This is a genomic window from Sulfurirhabdus autotrophica (genome assembly GCF_004346685.1).
GTDB lineage: Bacteria > Pseudomonadota > Gammaproteobacteria > Burkholderiales > SMCO01 > Sulfurirhabdus > Sulfurirhabdus autotrophica.
In genome coordinates this window covers 84,657-103,895 of sequence record NZ_SMCO01000001.1, presented here as the reverse complement: position 1 = coordinate 103,895, position 19,239 = coordinate 84,657, and the positions used below count along the sequence as shown (strand labels likewise).

The window sequence follows — 19,239 nt, the reverse complement described above, 5'->3', positions numbered from 1 at the left end:
ATGCATAATCAACTATACTGGCAAATCCAGCTGATAAAAAATTCATCAACCAAGATTCATCTACATGATATCTAAAGCAATCAGAAAAACTAAATAAGGAGATAGGCCATGCAGCAGCTTGATATTTTTGTGGCTTCGTTAACTTCACTCACCACAGAACTAGCCAGTTTCATCCCTAAACTTGGTGCAGCGCTCATTCTACTTTTTGTTGGCTGGATCGTTGCAAAACTGGCTCGAACAGCTATTGCTCATGTTCTTAAATTAGCGCATTTCGATGCTTTGTCTGAGAAATCAGGTATTGAAGCCTTTCTAAAACAAGGCAATATACATATATCACTCAGTCACATTATGGGTGAAATTGTTTACTGGCTTATCTTCATGATCGTGGTTGTGACAGTTACAAACAGCCTTGGCTTACACATGGTCGCAGACCTGTTTAACAAAATAGTGCTTTATATCCCCAATATTCTGGTTGCCATATTGGTTTTGGTTTTTGGTACCCTTTTGTCACGTTTCATAAATCGGATGATTTTCGCCTACCTGAATAATATTGGTGTTGATAATGCACTCACTATCAGCACTATTGCAGAATATTCAGTACAGATTTTTGTGGTATTTGTAGCGTTAGAACAATTACAGATCGGCACCCAACTATTAACTGCTGCTTTTCAAATCGGATTTGGGGCAGTTGCTCTGGCTTTGGCACTAGCATTTGGTCTGGGAGGGAGAGATTGGGCTGCAGGTGTGATTCAAAAAATGACAAAGAACTCAAAAAAGTAAAGCTTAGCTCAATATTTGGCAGATGAGTCCCAATATTCTTATTTCTACTCCCTTCTATTCTCGAGAAGTGAGTAGAAACGATTAAGCAGGAAATACTTTAATCTACAGCTGAATCTATATCGTGATGTGGTATCAAAGTATCAGCCCATTTCATGACCTGTGCAACCTGCTTTGGTTCCAACTCTAACCATTGCCCACGCTTCAAGCGAGGCGGCATATTGATGATACCAAATCGAACTCGCATCAGGCGGCTAACAGTTAATCCAATGGACTCAAACATACGACGAACCTCACGGTTTCGGCCTTCCCTGAGTACAACGTGATACCAGTGATTAGACCCCTCGCCACCCTGATCTGCCAACTCGTCGAACTTTGCCAGACCATCTTCCAGTTCTATACCCGTTCTAAGAAGTTTCATCTGTTCATCTGTCAGCTCACCAAGAATACGCACTGCATATTGGCGTTGTACCTCAAACCTGGGGTGCATCAGCCGGTTAGCCAATTCTCCGGATGTAGTAAATACCAGTAAACCACTGGTATTAAAATCCAGCCGCCCCACTGAAATCCATTTTCCGCCACGAATTCTTGGCAACTTTTCAAACACGTCTGTGCGCCCTTCCGGGTCATCACGACTAACAATTTCACCTTCTTGTTTGTGATAAAGCAGAATACGAGTGTTTTCCCCTGCAAATTGTAATTTTACAGGACGCTTATCCACCCTGACGACATCTTCAGGGCCCACACGATCACCAGTTTCAGCCACTTTACCGTTGATAGTGACACGACCTGCTTTAATCACTTCCTCCATCTCTCGACGAGAGCCCATGCCAGCCTGAGCCAGCATCTTTTGAAGTTTGTGGGAGTCATCAGCTACTACCGCAGCTTTTGGAGCATGTCTAACTACCTTGTCATCCACGCTTGATGACTGTTTCGTTGGATTAAGCGTGCGGCCGCTAATGCTCCCTCGGGTACTCCCTCTTGGTTTAGGTTTCCGAGAACTGTCCGCAGGTTTATTCCGCTTTTGCGAGGAACCACCCCGTGATTTGTTTCCGTTACTATTCATTTATATCCAAGTCCAATGCATCATGCATGGCAGAAAACCGGGCAATCAGTTTAATTAAATTATGCCTGCCCTGCTGTTAATTGTAATCCGAGCTCTGTTTGTTCGTTAATCCCACCTACTTCCTCAATCACTGGCAGCTCCTGAAGTGAGCGTAAATTCATATCATCCAAAAAAGATTGGGTTGTCGCATACAGTGCTGGCCGGCCTATCACGTCTCTGTGACCAACGACATCTATCCATCCCCGTTCTTCCAGCGACTTTATCACCTGAGTAGAAACAACTACACCTCGAATTTCTTCTATATCACCACGCGTCACTGGCTGCTTGTAGGCAATAATGGCTAATGTTTCCATGACGGCACGAGAATATTTAGGTGGTTTCTCCGGATTCAAACGGTCCAGATACTTTTGATACTTTGGTCGAGTCTGGAAACGCCATCCACTTGCCACATTAACCAGTTCAACACCCCGTCCGGTCCATTCATGGCGCAACTCTTCCAAAAGCTTGCGCATTGTCTCATTGCTGAGCTCTTCATCAAACAGCTTTTTGAGTTCACTTTGCGAAAGCGGTTCCTGACTAGCCAATAAGACTGTTTCCAGAATCAATTTCACTTCATCAATATTATGCATGAGCCGATGCCAAACTTAATTTCACATAAATGGGTGAAAAAGGGGCTTGTTGACTAATTACCACCATCAATTCCTTACCTAATTCCAGCATGGCCAAAAAGGTCACCACCAGTTCTGGGATACCTGCTTGTTGATTGAAAAGTTCTGAAAACTCAACGAACTCCCTATTTTGCAAAGAACGTAAAATCCGGCTCATGTGTTCCCGGACTGAAAGCTCCTCTCGTGAAATCTTATGATGCCTGTTGACGTTTGCCTTAGCAATCATACCTAGCCATGCATTTCGCAGGTCTTCCAGATGGACTTCAGGCAACCGTTTCACCGCAACCTGTTCCAGCCAGACTTGAACTAGAGAAAAATCCCGCTGTGCCTGGGGTAATGTCGTTAATCCATGCGCTGCCAATTTCATTTGTTCATATTCCAGCAAGCGTCGCACCAGTTCGGCACGAGGATCTGCTTCATCGCCAGAAATTTCCGTTGGCCGCGGTAAAAGCATGCGCGACTTGATCTCGATCATCACGGCAGCCATTAACAAATACTCAGATGCCAGTTCCAGTTGGTGAGCCTGCATGAGCTCTACATATCCCATATACTGCTGCGTCAGTTGCGCCATTGGAATATCCAGCACGTCCAGGTTATGCCGCCGGATCAGATAAAGCAGCAGGTCCAATGGACCTTCAAAAGCATCTAAAATGACTTCCAGCGCATCTGGCGGGATGTACAAGTCCTGCGGTAGCTCCAGAAACGGCTCGCCATTCACCCGGGCAAACGGTTCGCTAAAGTGAACTTCATTCATCAGCGTTATCTATCACACATTTTAAACATTAAACGCCTGCTCACCATAGCTAGTCAAATAGCTTACAAATAACTGAGTCCCATGGCTTCGCGAACATCTCGCATCGTTTCACTGGCGAGCTTACGCGCCTTTTCACAACCATCAGCAATAATATTTCGCACCAGAGTCGGGTCATCCAGATAAACCTGCGCCCGCTCTTGCATCGGCTTTTGCTCCTCCAGAACGGCATCAACTATCGGCTGTTTACATTCAAGACAGCCAATACCTGCGCTTTTACAACCCTTCTGAACCCATTCACGAGTAGCATCATTGGAATACACGTTGTGTAACTGCCATACCGGGCATTTACCTGGATCCCCTGGGTCTGTCCGGCGTACTCGTGCCGGGTCAGTCGGCATAGTACGAATTTTTTTCATGACAGTTTCAGGATCTTCCCGAAGACCAATGATATTGTTATACGATTTTGACATCTTTTGCCCATCAAGACCGGGCATCCTGGACGCGGGTGTTAACATAGACTGAGGTTCTACCAGAATCATTTTTCCGCCCCCTTCCAGATAACCGAACAAACGTTCTCTATCCACGATAGTCAAATTCTGTAATTCATTGAGTAAAGCATGAGCTGACTCTAACGCTTCATCATCGCCCTGTTCCTGATAGCGGGTGCGTAGTTCTTCATACAAACGCCCTTTTTTACTACCCAGCTTTTTTACTGCCGCCTCAGCTTTTTCTTCAAAACCCAGTTCGCGTCCATAAAGATGGTTAAAACGACGCGCCATTTCACGAGTAAACTCAATATGGGGTACTTGGTCTTCACCCACGGGTACGCGGTTGGCACGATAAATCAGGATATCAGCGCTTTGCAATAGGGGATAACCCAAAAAGCCATAGGTACTCAAATCTTTTTCAGTCAGTTTTTCCTGCTGATCTTTATACGTTGGTACCCTTTCCAGCCATCCAAGTGGGGTGATCATGGAAAGCAACAAATGCAATTCCGCATGTTCTGGTACTTTCGATTGAATAAATAGTGTTGCATGGGCAGGATCAACCCCAGCAGCCAGCCAGTCAATCACCATATCCCACACACTGGCTTCGATGATCTGAGGTGAATCATAGTGGGTGGTCAGCGCATGCCAATCAGCCACAAAAAACAGGCACTCATATTCGTGCTGCAATTTAATCCAGTTTTTTAAAACGCCGTGATAATGACCAAGGTGCAGACTCCCAGTCGGGCGCATTCCGGATAAAATCCGATCAGCATACATGTTATTGTTATCCCAAAGAAATACCAAAAAACGCCGAAAGCACTTTAATAAATAAAGTAACAAACGGCCACAAAATAGAACCTAAAATTCCTGTAAACAATAGCCCAACCAAAATAAACATGCCATAAGGCTCAACCATGGCATATCGGTACGCAAGATGTTGCGGTAATAGACTGACAGCAATCCGACCACCATCCAGGGGCGGCAATGGCAACAGATTTAAAATCATTAAAACCGCATTTATCAAAACCCCCGCCTGCCCCATTAGCGCCAGCGGTAAGGCAAAGCTACTACCGGGCATCAAGGTTGCAATTTTGATCATGAATGCCCAGAAAATGGCCATTGCCAGATTCGCCAATGGGCCGGCGGCAGCAACCCAGAACATGTCCTTTTTCGGATTTCGCAGTTGGCTGAAGTTAACTGGAACCGGTTTTGCCCAGCCAAACAATATTCCACCCAACATGAGCGATAGGAGTGGCACTAAAATTGTACCTATCGGGTCAATATGGCGCAGCGGATTGATACTGATGCGCCCCATCATGAACGCCGTGGTATCACCGAAATGTTTAGCCGCGTAACCATGGGCGGCTTCATGCAATGTAATTGCAAAAATCACAGGAAGTGCGTACACCGTGATTTTTTGTACGATATTTAAATCCATTAATCACTTAATCCAAAGGGTTCAATCGGGCCTTTACCTGCTCTGATCAGAGCAGGCACTTCATCAGTCAAGTCTATTACTGTAGTCATATCAATACCACACGACCCGGCATCCAGTATCATATCAACGCGATTACCGATTCGATCTCGAATTTCTTCAGGATCGGTATGAGGAAACTCATCGCCAGGCAACATCAGTGTCGAACTTAACAAGGGTTCATCCAATTCCGTTAGTAATGCCTGTACAACAGAATGATCTGGCACGCGCAACCCGATCGTATTGCGCTTTGGATGCTGCAATCGTTTTGGTACTTCTTTTGTTGCCTGCAATATGAATGTATAGCTACCTGGGGTATTGGCTTTCAATAATCTGTATTGAGTATTATCCACTTTGGCATAACGCGAAATCTCCGCCAAATCCCGGCAAACAAGCGTGAAATGGTGGCGGTCATCCACTTCGCGGATCGCCCGTATGCGTTGCATAGCATCTTTATTTCCGATCTGGCATCCCAAGGCATAGCATGAGTCCGTGGGATACACAATTACGCCACCTGCATTTATGACCGATACCACTTGCCGGATTAACCGTATTTGTGGATTTTCTGTATGGATTGTAAAAAATTGGGACATAATTCCAAGGCAATTTTATGTTTTGAATGGGGAAGCGATTGTAGCGCACTATACTACAAAGAAAATTTCACATTCATTACTTAGCATTATAAATTCGCCTGTGCCTCCGGCCAGTCGTGCCAGACTGGTGTACAGTTAGATGGAAGCTCAGGCAAACGGCCCAGCTCAATATAACTTTCTTCAGGTCCATGAAAATCTGACCCTCTTGAAGCCAAAAAACCGTAATGTTCCGCATAACTGGCGAAACGAGGATACTGATCTGGAGTGTGGCTACCAGTTACCACTTCAATACCAGCGCCGCCAACATCCTTAAAATCTGCCAATAATGTCTGCATTACCGCTTCTCCGACATGGTATCGACCAGGATGTGCCATAACAGCCATGCCACCGCTAGCATTGATCCAGGAAACAGCGTTTTCCAAAGAGGTCCACTGATGAGAAACATACCCAGGTTTGCCTTTGACTAAATATTTCTTGAAAACAGTTTTTACGTTTTTAACATAGCCCTTTTCAACCAGAAAACGGGCAAAATGCGCGCGACCTATAATACGTTTATTATCTGCAAAAGCATAAGCCCCTTCGAGGCTATCAGGTATTCCCCTTGCTTCCAGTGCATCTGCTATGCGCCTAGCCCGTTCTGTACGGCCAACACGAATCGAAGCCAGTCCTTCTTGGATAACAGGGTGATCAGGGTCAACATTCAAGCCAACAATGTGGATAGTATGCTTGTTCCAGGTAACAGAAATTTCAACGCCATTAATTAAGGTGATTCCCTCAGCCTGAGCAGCTTTTCGCGCTTCCTCAAGTCCACCAGTATCATCATGGTCCGTAAGTGCCAGAATATTCACACCATGCGCTGCAGCGCGCTTAACCAGATCTGTTGGGGAAAGCGTGCCGTCGGACACTTTGGAATGGCAATGCAAATCAATATTGAGCATGTAGTGGATTAATCAAAGGCATAGTAGCAAATCATAGCAAAATACGGCCTGCCTCACCACAGTATTAAGGAGTTTAAATGTAATAACCGCGATATTTAAAACCAATAGAATAGAATTTATAGATCAGTAAATTCAACTTATACACGTTGCCAGAATTGCGTTAAACTATGAATTCTGTCACTGGCGAACAAATAATTAATAGCCATTTCAAAGCATCATTGATTGACGAATTAAAGTTAAATCGTTAAATTTAACTTACTTGGATAACAAATTAACCATTTACAGGTTAAGATAATTCAGGATTGAATAGAAATATATAACTAAAGGAGAAGGTATAATGCATAAAATCTTAATCGCACTTGCAGCTGCTGGAATTGTAAGCTTGGCAGGATGCCAAGGGGGAGCAGCGGTAAAGAGTGAAGCACCGACTCAGGCGGCTAAACCTTCAATCAGCCCGGAAGCAAGCAAGACTCTCTCACAAGCTGAAGCAGATGTTAAATCAGCACAAGCACAAAAAGCACTTTGGCTTACAGCTGACGCCGCATTGAAAGATGCCAAAAAGGCAGCCGAAAAGGGTGATAGCGAAGCTGTAATCAAAAATTCAAAGACAGCTAGTGAACAATCTAAACTCGGTATTGCACAACTTCAATACCCTGTAACCAAGTAACTCAACAGATATCGGGAATCTTTTAACAGGGTTCCCGATTAACTACATAACGCATCAATCGATCATGAAAAAATTACTGCTACCGCTGTTGCTCTCGCTAATGGTCGGATCTGCTTATGGTGGCGTATATAAGTGGGTAGACTCTAAAGGTGAGGTTCACTATGGTGACCAACCACCCCCAAGCAATAAAACCCAAAAACTGAATATAGACACACCCGCTCCTAGTGCTTCATCCGCCGCTGATACCAAAGCATCGCCAGCAAAGACAATGAACGACAAGGAAGTTGATTTCCGTAAACGCCGTGTCGAGGCTGCTGAGGCTCAGAAAAAACAGGATCAGGCAGCTATAGAATCCAAACAGAAGCAGGAAAATTGTAACAATGCCCGTGGCAATGTCCGCAGCCTGCAGGAAGGTGGCCGGGTAGTAAAGTTTGATGATAAAGGCGAGCGCGTTTATCTAGATGATGCTGCACGACAAAAAAGCCTTGAAAACGCTAAAAAAGCAGTCGAAGACTGGTGTAAATAAATTTTACATTCACACCATGCCCTAATTTAATCGGCGGTGGGCTCTATATCCCCACCGCCTTTTTTCATTACTTTCCCCTCTTCTGCACGTTTACGCCTTACTTCTTTGGGGTCTGCAATTAACGGACGATAAATTTCAACCCGATCCTTTTCCCGCAGTTCATTTTCCAGTTTTACCAGCTTCCCAAAAATGCCTACCTTATTCTTTCCCAAATCTATTTCAGGAAATTGAGATTGAATAGCTGACAATTCAATTGCTTGAGCAACAGTACTACCTGCAGGAACCCGCACGGGTAAAATAATTTGTTTATCTCTTATACCGTATGCCACTTCAACCTGAATATCATTATTCATAGGGAACCGTAAACCTTATCTGCACGTTGAACAAACGCTTCTACAAAACTGTTAGCAATATGCGAAAACACTGGGCCAACCAGTTTTTCAAGAATTTTATTGGAAAACTCATAATGCAACTCAAATTCCACCTTGCAAGCTTCACCATTTAATTCAACAAAGCGCCAGCTTCCTTCCAAATGACTGAAAGGACCATCCTGTAACTTCAAGTTAATCAAATGCGGCATATCCTTAGTATTATTAGTCGTAAATGACTGTTTAACACCAAGATAATCAATTTTTATCGTTGCTAACGTCGTAAGTTCATCACGCCATTTAACTTCTGTACCACCACACCAGGGCAAAAATTCAGGATATTGTTCTACCTGATCAACAAGCATGAACATTCTAGATGCAGAATGTCCGACTAAAACCGATTTTTTTACCTGCGCCATCTTAAACCCGATAAGAAGCCAACTTCTCTCAAAGCAACTTCAGAATAAACAATAAAACACACTATATATCATTAAAACAATAACATAGAATTCAGATCGTATCTAACCAAAGCGATCACAAAACTTATTTTTCAAGAATGCCAGTTTACACTATCGTAATTTACATTGGCGACTTGCCCATCATATCAAACAAAAAAACCGCTTTAACTATAACCACCCTTGAAATAGTGCACGGAAAATTCAGACGCGTAACACTGTTAAAACAGGTAAAATGCAACATTAATAAAGTGGGCTGTGAGTAAACCAGTTTACGACTCAATTTATGCAATTAATTTCTGTTATTTGATTTACCAATAAAATTACCCGCTAATGAGCATTGTTCAAAACAAGAAAGCTTTTCACGATTATTTTATCGAAGAAAAATATGAAGCTGGCCTGGTTTTAGAAGGCTGGGAAGTCAAGTCCATACGGGATGGTCGCGTGCAGCTCAAAGAAGCCTATGTGATCATTCGTAAAGACGAGCTTTATTTAATTGGTTGTCACATTAGCGCCCTCCCTACTGCCTCTACTCATATCGTTCCTGAGCCTCTGCGCACGCGTAAGTTGCTACTACATGCCGAAGAAATCAACAAACTGGTCGTTAAAGTTGAGCGCGCCGGTTACACTCTTGTTCCACTGGATTTGCACTATTCCAAAGGCAGAATCAAACTGCAAATTGGTTTGGCTCATGGTAAAAAACAGCACGACAAACGAGAATCTGAAAAAGAACGCGAATGGGAAAGGGAAAAACAGCGCCTGATGCGCAACAAATAAGCTATACACAATATTTACTACATCAAATATAGCGCTGCACTCGATCCAACACCAACTGCAAGCAGTCCCAATATGCTTCGTTTGGCCATAGTTGTACCACCAACAAACAGTATCAGACCAAATTTAAAAAGCAGATTGGCATTTAGCGCAATAACGATCGCGGTTACTACCTGATCTGCATTTAGCTTCTCTAAAGAAAAAAGCGTCAAACTGGAAAGTGTAATCGCATCCACATCTGTCAGACCTGAAACCATTGCAACCCCATATAATCCCACGCTGCCAATCCGATCTGATAACCAGGCAGACAAGAATAATACTAATGCAAAAATAACACCAAATATCAATGCAGCTCTAATTTCAGTTGGATTTTGTATTTCAGGAATGGGTAGATCACCCGTCTTGCGAAATCTCAGCCATGTAATAAATGAAACCAGCATACCCAGTACCAAACCCATGCCAAGCACGGGTAATAAACGAGGCAATATACCCGGCGCTACTACCCCTCCTAAAATGGCAAGTCGCACGGGAACTACCAGATTCGCGAGCAAAATAACCACAACTGCCAATTGCCCCATCGATTCATAACGCTTTCCATGACGTGAATAAATCATCGTGGTGACAGTGCTGGAAACCAATCCACCCATCAAGCCCAGAAGGGGCGCACCATAGCGCTGACCGACCAGACGCAGTGCCACATAACCCGCAAGGCTCACTCCCGATATCAACACCACCATTAGCCAGATATGATTGGGATTTAATGCTTCATAAGGCCCAAAGCCCTTATTAGGTAAAATGGGCAATATAACAAAGGTCAGGATTGAAAATTGTAAAATAGAGAGTAAATCGCGCCTTTCCAGGCGTTGAGCTATACCATGCAATTCAGGCTTGAAATAGAGTAAAGCAGTTGTCGCTATGCTTAACATGACCGCCAAGGTTGAAAAACCAAACCACACCATTGCGCCCAGACTAAAGCACATCAACAATGCAGCTTCTGTCGTGGTTCCCGGGTCACCATCTGGAGAAGATACACCAAAATAAGAGACAATGATAAAGATACCCACCACCATAAATCCAACGGCCAATAACCAAGGGGAATTCATTTGTGCCGACAACATTGCTGTCGTTGTACCTAGTAGCGCAACCAACGCAAACGTTCTTAACCCTGCCCTTGCAGTAGGATTACGTTCACGTTCCATCCCTATCAGCAAACCGATAGCAAGCGTCGTCAGGAAAGAAGGCAAATATTCCAGACCATTACCTTTTAACTGCAAAATATCCATATGTGTAACCCGTAGTGAGATTGTTTCTTAATATATTTCTGAAAATGCTAGCACAAGCGTCTTATTGTTGCCGGTGTACAATAGCTACCTTTTACCATATTAAAGCGATTCATGAAAAAAGATGTGATCATCATTGGGGCAGGCGCAGCCGGGATGATGTGTGCAATTGAAGCAGGCAGTCGCGGTCGAAGCGTTCTGCTGTTGGACCACGCCAATAAACTTGCCGAGAAAATTCGTATCTCAGGAGGCGGCCGTTGCAACTTTACCAACCGTCAGGTCAAACCGGACAATTATCTTTCACAAAACCCACATTACTGTCGCTCTGCTTTAGCCAGATTTTCCCCACAGGATTTCATTAGCCTTATGGATAAGCACCGGATTGCCTATCATGAGCGTAACCACGGGCAGCTCTTTTGCGATGATAGCGCACAGCAAATTATCGACATGCTCAGGCAGGAATGCACTTCGGTTGGCGTTGAATGGCGAATGGCATGTAACGTTAAAAAAATATACAAAAACGAATATTTTACGGTTGATACTGACCAGGGAACCTTCAGTGCTGACTCACTGGTAGTTGCAACTGGGGGGCTATCCATCCCCCAAATTGGCGCTACAGCATTTGGCTATCGTATTGCCGAACAATTTGGCATTAAAGTCACCTCCCTTCGGGCAGCCTTGGTTCCGCTGACTTTTCACCCGCAAGATCTTACCCTTTTTGCAGATCTTTCAGGTATTACAATAGATGCAGCCGTAAGCTGCAACGGTGCGACATTCAGAGAAAACTTGCTTCTAACTCATCGCGGTCTAAGTGGACCTGCTATTCTGCAAGTATCCTCATATTGGAAACACGGTGACATACTTCATATAAATTTGTTACCTGACCTGGATGCGCAACAATGGCTACAAGAGCAGAAAAACAGCCTGATCGTTTTAACCAACTTGCTCGCTCAATATTTACCCAAACGCTTTATTCAGAAATGGTGTGAAACCATTACACCAATCAAGCCCATGAATCAGTACAGTGAAAAAGAATTACATTTCATTGCCAATCAGTTACATGATTGGCAAATTACCCCCAGCGGCACTGTTGGTTATAAAAAAGCGGAAGTCACATTAGGTGGCGTAGATACCAATGAACTATCCTCAAAAACCATGGAAGCAAAAAATGTACCGGGACTTTATTTCATTGGCGAAGTAGTCGATGTGACAGGCCACCTTGGTGGTTTTAACTTTCAATGGGCATGGGCTTCTGGCCATGCTGCCGGCCAATTTGTATAAAATGTACATTAATAACAATATGTTATTAAAAATAATTAATGTAATTTATTGCAAACAAACGCTAACCTTTTAATAAAGTTCACACGCTGAATTAGAGCGCAAACATACGGCCCTATTCCAGTCTTCTATATTTGACTGATGCGTAACCAAATAACACAGCCGCTGTTGTAAGTATTCCAGCTAAAATTGCAAAGGCTGTTACGTAGCCATATCGACCAACCATCCATCCTGTTAAAACAGGTCCAACAGACTGACCTATATCCATCACCGTCCTCAATACCCCCATTGATGAGCCATACGTTTGGTTTTTAGTCAAATCTGCCACCAAAGCGGAAGTAGAGGAAGTCACCGAAGCAAAACCAATACCAAATATTGCGCTGACTATTGTCAAACCCGCCAAACTGGAAAAGTAAGGCAAACTCAAAACACTCAAGCCTGCTAGCAATAAGCCAGGAATAATCACATATTCTCGCCCTACCTTGTCAGATACTGACCCCATTAACGGTTTTACAAAAATAATACTGACTAACTGCACACCGAGAATAATGCCAATCTCCCAAGCAGGAAAACCCAAAGAAGCTTCAAACAAGGCCAAAAATGCTTCAATTGCTCCAAAAACAAGATACTGAGATGCCTCCACCATACTGGTTGCCATAATATAACGATCTTTTAACACAGCTTTAAGACCGTCAATAACAGAGGGGCGCGCTTGCGTTGTCAAGGTTGCTTTATGTTCTCCCGGAAGCATCATACCGAGTATCAGAGCCAACAATGCACTAATGCCACATGCCCAGAAAACCATCTCAAAACTGGCCAGGGATATGAGTACCCCCCCCAAAAAAGGGGCAACTGATCGGCCAACAATCGTCGCAGAAGAAAAGGCCGACATTTTTTGCGCACGATCTTTAACGTATCTTTCTGCAATAGCCGCGCTCGCTACCGTACCGAAAATTGCAGTAGCAAATCCGTGATAGAAGCGTACTGCAATTAATTCCCACACTTCAGTCACTAGCAGATAAGCAAATGGTGCCGTCGCAAAAATAAAGAGTGACGCGAGAATAACAACTCTCTTTCCCAATAAATCTGATAAAACGCCTGCTGGGAAGCTGATCAAAATTCCGGGGATAGTCGATGCCATCACAATCCAGCCAATTTCAGCTGGCGTTGCTCCCAAATAATGAGAAAACAGTGGCAGCACAGGTGTTTTCGACATGGTCGAGCTGAGTATTGCCAATCCGCCTACGATGGAGATGAAGACAAGAAAATGTCGATTTGCAATTTTTATCATATGAATAATGCTGACTGTTCTGAAACCTTAAATTGAATGGTTAAAGGTTATCTGGCTACAAATAGCTTAAAATTTAAACCTTCAAACTATTTGGCTTTAGCAGTAAATAAGATATGCTCTTGATCTACTAAACCATGCTCTGTTGCTCTGAAATAAGAATAATAACTCACTGCCAAAGCACAGACATGAATTGCACAACAAATATTAAATCACTTCAATGAAATCACCTGGAGCCTTATTTTGCCATCTACAGAAACCTTTGCTTTTCGATTAAATGTCACTGCCTGGGTAATCTCCGGACTTGCACTGATATTTGTCCTGGCAACGCATTTGCTGCCAGCGTTACTGGCCGGTTTGTTAGTACATGAACTTGTACATATCGTTGCAGCTCGCATTCACATCAAACAACTGCAAGGTACCAAGCCTAAACTAATAGCAATTGCATTGCTCGCCACAATCATTGTGTCTACCATCATTGCCGCAATTGTAGGTATAGCTACATTTTTTCACTCAGACATGGGTAATCTATCCGTGTTGCTACAGAAAATGGCGGAAATACTGGAAGGATCAAAAACGACTTTACCTGCATGGGTTGTTGGGTACATACCAGCCAATGCGGAAGGTTTGCAACTTATCATTGTAACGTGGTTGCGCGAACATGCTACTGAAGCAAAAACCATTGGAAAGGATGCCATCATAGCCGGGGCTCATATATTGGTCGGCTTGATACTAGGTATGCTCATTTCACTTTACGAGGTACGAAACGGAACGGTCTTGCGTCCATTGTCCGCAGCGTTGACAGAACGTTCCATCAAATTTGCCAATGCTTTTCGTCGGGTTGTATTTGCTCAGGTAAGAATTGCTGCGATCAATGCTTTTTTAACTTGGCTTTATCTAGCCGTTGCATTGCCTCTCGTTGATATTCATCTCCCTCTGGTAAAAACCATGGTGGCACTTACTTTTTTACTGGGTTTGCTACCGGTTGTAGGAAATCTGATTTCAAATGCCATAATAATCATCGTCAGCCTGAGTTTTTCACTCAAAGCTGCAACAGTTTCACTGGTTTTTTTAGTAGTCATTCACAAACTAGAATACTTTCTTAACGCAAAAATAGTGGGTACCCAAATAAAAGCCCATGCATGGGAATTATTGTTAGCCATGTTGGCTATGGAATCCGTATTTGGCTTAAGTGGTGTCATAGCTGCGCCTATTTATTACGCATACCTGAAAGACGAGCTTTCAAGCCAAAAATTAATTTAATGCTGCATTCGTTTACTCAGCAAATTTTTCATAACTTAATAATGGATCCTTTGCTTTGTGTCATGCATATCCTATTCTTAGTTTATACATAAGAGAAATCCATGAATATGTTCTGGCTAAACCGCCAGTTCAAAACATAGAAGGAGACCTGACATGAGCAACCATATCGTAGACATTGAAGTTCACATAGATGAATCATTAAACGAAGGAAGTAAAGCAGATTTAGTGGAGTATATTCGCCACTTGGAAGGGGTCGTATCAGTAGGATTTTCTTTGGAAAAGTCTCATCTCATGTTTGTAGGATATAACACCAACGCCCTCCAGGCTAAAGACATTATAGATAGAGTGCAGAAAAAAGGCGTGCATGCTGAACTGATTGGACTATAGAATTAAAAAACCCAATCCATTTAATTTAAAACAATCCACGATCAATTTCCCGTTTTACTGCAGTTCTCTGCTGTTACCAACATCGTAAAATTTCTAGCGACAGTCTCAAATCAATAATAAATGACAGACAAAAAAATTGGCTTTTCATCCACCTATCCGGTGGATGAAAAGCCAGGAATCTGATACTAGAAGGAAGGCGATTCAGTGAAGAACCAACCTTACCTCACAAAAAGCTTATTTTTTCTTGGTTTTATTTACAGCGTCTTTCAGGCCTTGACCTGGTGAGAACTTTGGCACAACTGCTGCTGGGATTTTAATCTCAGCGCCAGTACGTGGGTTACGACCAGTGCGAGCTTCACGTTTGCCAGTTTTGAAAGCGCCAAAACCAACCAAAGTTACGCTATCACCTTTCTTAAGAGCATCTGACACGCTTTCAGTAAATGCACCAACTACATCACCAATTGCACGTTTAGAAACATCTGGAACCTTCGCTGCAATAGCGTCGATAAGCTCGGATTTATTCATTCAAATCTCCTTCTTGTAAGTGGGATAAACGCCTATATCCATAAGCGCTGCCCTTAATAATACTGTGCTATCGGGCAAATGCAACTACCCCACCGTACAGAAATCCTATAAAAACTGCGTCACTCACTACAAAATCAAACATATCCAATTGATTCTAAATCATAAATTAAAATAACAAACATTTTAAAAAAAAACAAAAAAAATTACAAAATCCCTTTAAATATGGGGGATGACAAGCTTTTTCCGGGTGTAATACAACACGTATTCAATCAAGATGAATCAATATTCACTCGTACGAGTCTCACCTTCAGCTCGCAAACAGACTACTGGATGTTTTTAATAAAACGCTTGTTGTTGCTTTACCTGCCGCCTTGAACATCTACCCTGAAAATATTAATGAAAATAACCATACTCATTGCCCCAATATTATTTTCCACCAACTAACTGTATAGTGAAGACGTAGCACTTGAATTTCGCTATTCAATCCCAACCTAGAAAATGTAAATAAATTTAGTTAATCCAAGCAATTTTGACGGGAGAACAAAGCGATGATAAACCAACTACAAACACAGAAAATCGATCTGGTCACGCTTTTCCATTTAAATGAGCATCAAGGCAAGATTTTAGTAAAACTGGCTGATGGCATGCCTTTTTTGAATGATGACTTTGACGATGCCGTAATTTACGTTGACAAACAGAGGGTATTTCCCTGCAATAACAGAATGGCGCGCATACTTGCCATAGTCGCACCCGATCAGTTTTCTGACGACAATGTACTGTTAAATGCAGATTTTTCAGAGTTGGGATTAATTGACGAAGAAGCTGAACGCAGCCTGCAATAAATCTTGACGGGCTAAGTAATTTATACTGAGATTGAACGAGGCACCCTATATCTGAAGCTGATTGGCGTGCCTCTCATTTTTCGCAACACATTTCCAGACTATATAACGAATATCACCTTGAGTTCTAAGAACTCAAAATTGCTCATACGGTAGTAAATATCGCCATCGTCCAACCTGTAAACCAGACATGGGCACTCGCCCAATACGAATACGCTTAATGGCTACTACTTTCAATCCAACCATTTCACAGATACGTACTATTTGATTGCTTTGCAATGCCTTAAATGCAAAACGCAATCTGGTCTCATTTTGCCAACTCACTTTCATAGCAGGGAGCGGTTTTCCATTCATGCTAAGTCCATGATTAAGCAATTTAAGTCCATCAGGCATCAATTCTCCAGCGACTTCTACAATGCATTCCTGTTCTACTTTAGCTGAATCATCCGTTAGTTTTCTAGCAATCTGCCACTCTTGAGTAAAAACCAGCAGTCCACCAGCCTGTGTATCCAGAGGCAGAACTAGATTCAAACCTGTAAGATGTCGTTTCAGAAACTGTTTGCCAGAACGATCATCAGAAGCACGATTTTCTGGGGTAATAAGCGCATCAATGGAAGTTGTGGGAGCGGAAGGATAACCCGGCTGTTTATTAAAAAGGATGGTTACAGGCTCGATTGGAGCAAGGGTTGCTTGAGGCAATAGAGCAATCTGCTGCTGAGGCAACACTCTGAACCCCTGCTCTTCAATCACAACGCCATCTACGCTAACCCATCCCCCTTCAATGTATTGTTCGGCTTCTCGACGAGAACAAGGGAGCATCTCTGCAATACGTTTGGCAAGGCGGATGGAATCAGTCATAACTTAAGAGCAATAATTGGCAACAATCTGAATATTGTATCGATTATATATTGCCAACATACAATTATCTGCGCTCGCTTCAATCAAAATCTCCACGAGCCGATAATGTTCTAGGGATTAGTACAAACAGAGGCAGAAAGATAAAACTTGTTAGTGCCGGTACAAAAATTAACAGTGCCAATTGCCGTTCCAGTTCCACTCGCACCGCTAAACTTCCCTGTACCCATCACTATATTTAACTGTTCCTTCGCCTTAAATGTACATGCATCGTTAGGAACAGGCTCAAGTTGAGCAACATCGTTACGCGTGACAAACCCTCCCTTGCCAGGAAAAACTACAGTATGATCAAGATAAGTAACTATTGGTAATGAAGAAGTATTACTATTCGTAATCTGACCCAGAATTCCTCCTTCCAACTCCCCCCCTGCCCCGATTAACTCGATTGTGCCAAGTTGTGTTGTTGCATTAATGTTGCTCGACAGCACTTTACCTTTAAGATCAAAACATTCAGCGTTTACCTGGTGGCTTATGCTGGATGCCATTACCACAACTGACAATATCATTCCCATACGTTTATTCATGTCATTCCCTTTAAGATATAGTTGAATTGTCATATATTCTGAATTTGCGTGAACATGACAAACAAATTTTACATCTAAATTTATAATTTTAAAAGGGAATTCGCAGCAAGCCTACTCGTGCCGAACACTTGCCCAGCACTTACAAATTCTCTAGCCAGATAATGAAGAAATTATAACCAATTGAGGAAAAAGGTTAAAAATTCATTCCAGATATAACACCTGAAGATCGATTTGATATTTCAAGTATCGTTGAATTTACAGCTTTACCTTCCTTCACTAACGTGCATCCATTAAAGCCTTCAACATATCTTTCAATTACATACATATGCACCATCAAGGAATATCAAGCCATTTGTTGAATTGTAGCTATTGTGATGATCCATAACTCTGGTTGCTATTTTATCGCGTCCAAAATCTCGTTATTAGTATTTACCCCTAATTTATTACGGATTTGACCAAGCAGATTTGCATTAAGTAAGGTATGTTTTACCACAACATTTAGTTGTGCAATTTGCATATCCAGCTTAGCGGAAAATTGAGCAACTTTATTTTGCAACGGCTCGATCTCTGTCACCAGATTTGTTTCAGTTAAACCAGTAACCAGAAGATGAATGGCATCTATTTCCTTACGTGATGAGGCCAGCTCAATCAGTACATCAGACAATTCAACGAATTTTTCATCACCAGCAAATCCCGGCGTAATTTCAATTGCTTTTATTTTACGAGATTTCTCCCCCCTCACTTTTTTCGCGGCTTTAGCTACTTCTCCCGCTGCCACAATTTGCTGCTGCTCTTCTTTTGGTAGCGTGGCAACAACAGAAGCTGCACTGACCGAAACTTTTCCTGACTTTACTGCCTCAATCAGTTCTGGCGTGCCTTCATGCAAGATACCTTTTGCCCGTTGAATACCATGCACACTGGTATTCAACAAATTAGATACCTTCTCCTGAGAAGCACCAATAGTCGTTTCATCCTGCTTCTGCTCTTGCTCAATTTTAGCAATTGCAGCCCCTACCATTTGCCGCTGGCCATCTGTCAAATGTCGCCGAGTCAAGTTTAGCGATATAGTAAAGCCCAAAGGGTCATCGCCCGTGTATTCGCGGAATTGCGGCTCAACTCCGGTTTCACCGCAGGCGTAATACCTGTTACGCCCTTCAATGATCTCCCCCTGGTATGTCCAGATCGCTTCGAGTAGTCCATTTTTGCGAATATCTTCTTTGAGAGCGACAAAATCCGCACCAAAAATTCTTGGAAATATTTCTGCTATTGGGTGAATTTTCATAATTAATACATTCCTGGTTGCTGTACCACTTTTCGCTTCGCTGAGAACAAAACATTCAGTTTCTCAAATTAGCTGTAGGCTTTTCAAAGCCGCATATTGGTTTTAGATTT

Annotated in this window: 22 protein-coding genes and 1 pseudogene; 8 read left to right on the top strand and 15 right to left on the bottom strand. The window is 42.7% G+C overall.

Annotation, left to right across the window (positions count from 1 at the left end):
- Positions 1 to 108: 108 nt before the first annotated feature.
- Positions 109 to 780: a mechanosensitive ion channel family protein gene (locus EDC63_RS00515; protein WP_124947887.1), complete on the top strand. Its 672-nt coding sequence runs from the start codon at positions 109 to 111 to the stop codon at positions 778 to 780.
- 127 nt (positions 781 to 907) lie between these two features.
- Here EDC63_RS00515 and rluB read toward each other — a convergent pair.
- From rluB to EDC63_RS00480, 7 genes and pseudogenes are all read right to left on the bottom strand, one after another.
- A pseudogene (gene rluB, locus EDC63_RS00510) lies at positions 908 to 1,843 on the bottom strand (23S rRNA pseudouridine(2605) synthase RluB); the annotation flags it as partial.
- Positions 1,844 to 1,902: 59 nt separating this feature from the next.
- Positions 1,903 to 2,472, bottom strand: a complete 570-nt coding sequence (gene scpB / locus EDC63_RS00505) for an SMC-Scp complex subunit ScpB (RefSeq protein ID WP_124947889.1) — start codon at positions 2,470 to 2,472, stop codon at positions 1,903 to 1,905.
- Complete coding sequence (locus EDC63_RS00500) at positions 2,465 to 3,265, bottom strand: segregation and condensation protein A (protein ID WP_124947890.1); 801 nt, start codon at positions 3,263 to 3,265, stop codon at positions 2,465 to 2,467. Before EDC63_RS00500 ends, scpB begins: the two co-directional genes overlap by 8 nt.
- A 62-nt stretch (positions 3,266 to 3,327) precedes the next feature.
- Positions 3,328 to 4,530 carry a tryptophan--tRNA ligase gene (locus EDC63_RS00495; protein ID WP_124947891.1) on the bottom strand — a complete coding sequence of 401 codons (1,203 nt, stop codon included), beginning with the start codon at positions 4,528 to 4,530 and terminating at the stop codon, positions 3,328 to 3,330.
- Positions 4,531 to 4,537: 7 nt separating this feature from the next.
- A complete protein-coding gene (locus tag EDC63_RS00490; RefSeq protein WP_124947892.1) occupies positions 4,538 to 5,191 on the bottom strand; it encodes a site-2 protease family protein in 654 nt (217 codons plus the stop codon).
- On the bottom strand, positions 5,191 to 5,820 hold the full coding sequence (locus EDC63_RS00485) for an L-threonylcarbamoyladenylate synthase (RefSeq protein WP_124947893.1): 630 nt from the start codon (positions 5,818 to 5,820) through the stop codon (positions 5,191 to 5,193). Before EDC63_RS00485 ends, EDC63_RS00490 begins: the two co-directional genes overlap by 1 nt.
- A gap of 86 nt (positions 5,821 to 5,906) precedes the next feature.
- The gene (locus EDC63_RS00480; protein WP_124947894.1) at positions 5,907 to 6,758 is read right to left on the bottom strand and encodes a 3',5'-nucleoside bisphosphate phosphatase; all 852 of its coding nucleotides are present in this window, start codon (positions 6,756 to 6,758) and stop codon (positions 5,907 to 5,909) included.
- 337 nt (positions 6,759 to 7,095) lie between these two features.
- On the opposite strand from EDC63_RS00480, the gene EDC63_RS00475 reads away from it, so the two are divergent.
- Both EDC63_RS00475 and EDC63_RS00470 read left to right on the top strand, forming a co-directional pair.
- Positions 7,096 to 7,425, top strand: coding sequence for a hypothetical protein (locus tag EDC63_RS00475; RefSeq protein WP_124947895.1), 330 nt, complete (start codon positions 7,096 to 7,098; stop codon positions 7,423 to 7,425).
- A 64-nt stretch (positions 7,426 to 7,489) separates the two neighbouring features.
- Positions 7,490 to 7,951, top strand: coding sequence for a DUF4124 domain-containing protein (locus EDC63_RS00470; RefSeq protein WP_124947896.1), 462 nt, complete (start codon positions 7,490 to 7,492; stop codon positions 7,949 to 7,951).
- A gap of 26 nt (positions 7,952 to 7,977) precedes the next feature.
- Here EDC63_RS00470 and EDC63_RS00465 read toward each other — a convergent pair whose 3' ends face one another.
- Both EDC63_RS00465 and EDC63_RS00460 read right to left on the bottom strand, forming a co-directional pair.
- Positions 7,978 to 8,304 carry an RnfH family protein gene (locus EDC63_RS00465; RefSeq protein WP_124947897.1) on the bottom strand — a complete coding sequence of 109 codons (327 nt, stop codon included), beginning with the start codon at positions 8,302 to 8,304 and terminating at the stop codon, positions 7,978 to 7,980.
- Complete coding sequence (locus EDC63_RS00460; protein WP_124947898.1) at positions 8,301 to 8,738, bottom strand: type II toxin-antitoxin system RatA family toxin; 438 nt, start codon at positions 8,736 to 8,738, stop codon at positions 8,301 to 8,303. The genes EDC63_RS00465 and EDC63_RS00460 overlap by 4 nt, the downstream gene beginning before the upstream one ends.
- A gap of 369 nt (positions 8,739 to 9,107) precedes the next feature.
- On the opposite strand from EDC63_RS00460, the gene smpB reads away from it, so the two are divergent.
- Complete coding sequence (gene smpB / locus EDC63_RS00455; protein WP_124947899.1) at positions 9,108 to 9,551, top strand: SsrA-binding protein SmpB; 444 nt, start codon at positions 9,108 to 9,110, stop codon at positions 9,549 to 9,551.
- A gap of 17 nt (positions 9,552 to 9,568) precedes the next feature.
- Here smpB and EDC63_RS00450 read toward each other — a convergent pair whose 3' ends face one another.
- A complete protein-coding gene (locus EDC63_RS00450; RefSeq protein ID WP_124947900.1) occupies positions 9,569 to 10,831 on the bottom strand; it encodes an MgtC/SapB family protein in 1,263 nt (420 codons plus the stop codon).
- Positions 10,832 to 10,942: 111 nt separating this feature from the next.
- Between EDC63_RS00450 and EDC63_RS00445 the strand changes: the two genes are divergently transcribed.
- Complete coding sequence (locus tag EDC63_RS00445; RefSeq protein ID WP_124947901.1) at positions 10,943 to 12,109, top strand: BaiN/RdsA family NAD(P)/FAD-dependent oxidoreductase; 1,167 nt, start codon at positions 10,943 to 10,945, stop codon at positions 12,107 to 12,109.
- 112 nt (positions 12,110 to 12,221) lie between these two features.
- Here EDC63_RS00445 and EDC63_RS00440 read toward each other — a convergent pair whose 3' ends face one another.
- Positions 12,222 to 13,397 carry an MFS transporter gene (locus tag EDC63_RS00440; RefSeq protein WP_124947902.1) on the bottom strand — a complete coding sequence of 392 codons (1,176 nt, stop codon included), beginning with the start codon at positions 13,395 to 13,397 and terminating at the stop codon, positions 12,222 to 12,224.
- A 240-nt stretch (positions 13,398 to 13,637) separates the two neighbouring features.
- On the opposite strand from EDC63_RS00440, the gene EDC63_RS00435 reads away from it, so the two are divergent.
- Both EDC63_RS00435 and EDC63_RS00430 read left to right on the top strand, forming a co-directional pair.
- Positions 13,638 to 14,657, top strand: coding sequence for an AI-2E family transporter (locus tag EDC63_RS00435; RefSeq protein ID WP_223248453.1), 1,020 nt, complete (start codon positions 13,638 to 13,640; stop codon positions 14,655 to 14,657).
- Positions 14,658 to 14,810: 153 nt separating this feature from the next.
- Positions 14,811 to 15,044, top strand: a complete 234-nt coding sequence (locus EDC63_RS00430) for an ATP-binding protein (RefSeq protein ID WP_124947904.1) — start codon at positions 14,811 to 14,813, stop codon at positions 15,042 to 15,044.
- A 234-nt stretch (positions 15,045 to 15,278) separates the two neighbouring features.
- On the opposite strand, the gene EDC63_RS00425 is transcribed toward EDC63_RS00430, so the two are convergent.
- Positions 15,279 to 15,569: an HU family DNA-binding protein gene (locus tag EDC63_RS00425; RefSeq protein ID WP_124947905.1), complete on the bottom strand. Its 291-nt coding sequence runs from the start codon at positions 15,567 to 15,569 to the stop codon at positions 15,279 to 15,281.
- A 548-nt stretch (positions 15,570 to 16,117) separates the two neighbouring features.
- On the opposite strand from EDC63_RS00425, the gene EDC63_RS00420 reads away from it, so the two are divergent.
- Positions 16,118 to 16,411 carry a hypothetical protein gene (locus tag EDC63_RS00420; protein ID WP_124947906.1) on the top strand — a complete coding sequence of 98 codons (294 nt, stop codon included), beginning with the start codon at positions 16,118 to 16,120 and terminating at the stop codon, positions 16,409 to 16,411.
- 132 nt (positions 16,412 to 16,543) lie between these two features.
- On the opposite strand, the gene EDC63_RS00415 is transcribed toward EDC63_RS00420, so the two are convergent.
- The 3 genes from EDC63_RS00415 to EDC63_RS00405 form a co-directional block, all read right to left on the bottom strand.
- Positions 16,544 to 17,266: an rRNA pseudouridine synthase gene (locus EDC63_RS00415; protein ID WP_124947907.1), complete on the bottom strand. Its 723-nt coding sequence runs from the start codon at positions 17,264 to 17,266 to the stop codon at positions 16,544 to 16,546.
- 110 nt (positions 17,267 to 17,376) lie between these two features.
- Entirely contained in the window at positions 17,377 to 17,847 is a 471-nt protein-coding gene (locus EDC63_RS00410) for a hypothetical protein (RefSeq protein WP_132920857.1), read from the bottom strand.
- 394 nt (positions 17,848 to 18,241) lie between these two features.
- A complete protein-coding gene (locus EDC63_RS00405; RefSeq protein ID WP_124947908.1) occupies positions 18,242 to 19,129 on the bottom strand; it encodes a ParB N-terminal domain-containing protein in 888 nt (295 codons plus the stop codon).
- Between the last annotated feature and the right edge of the window lie 110 nt (positions 19,130 to 19,239).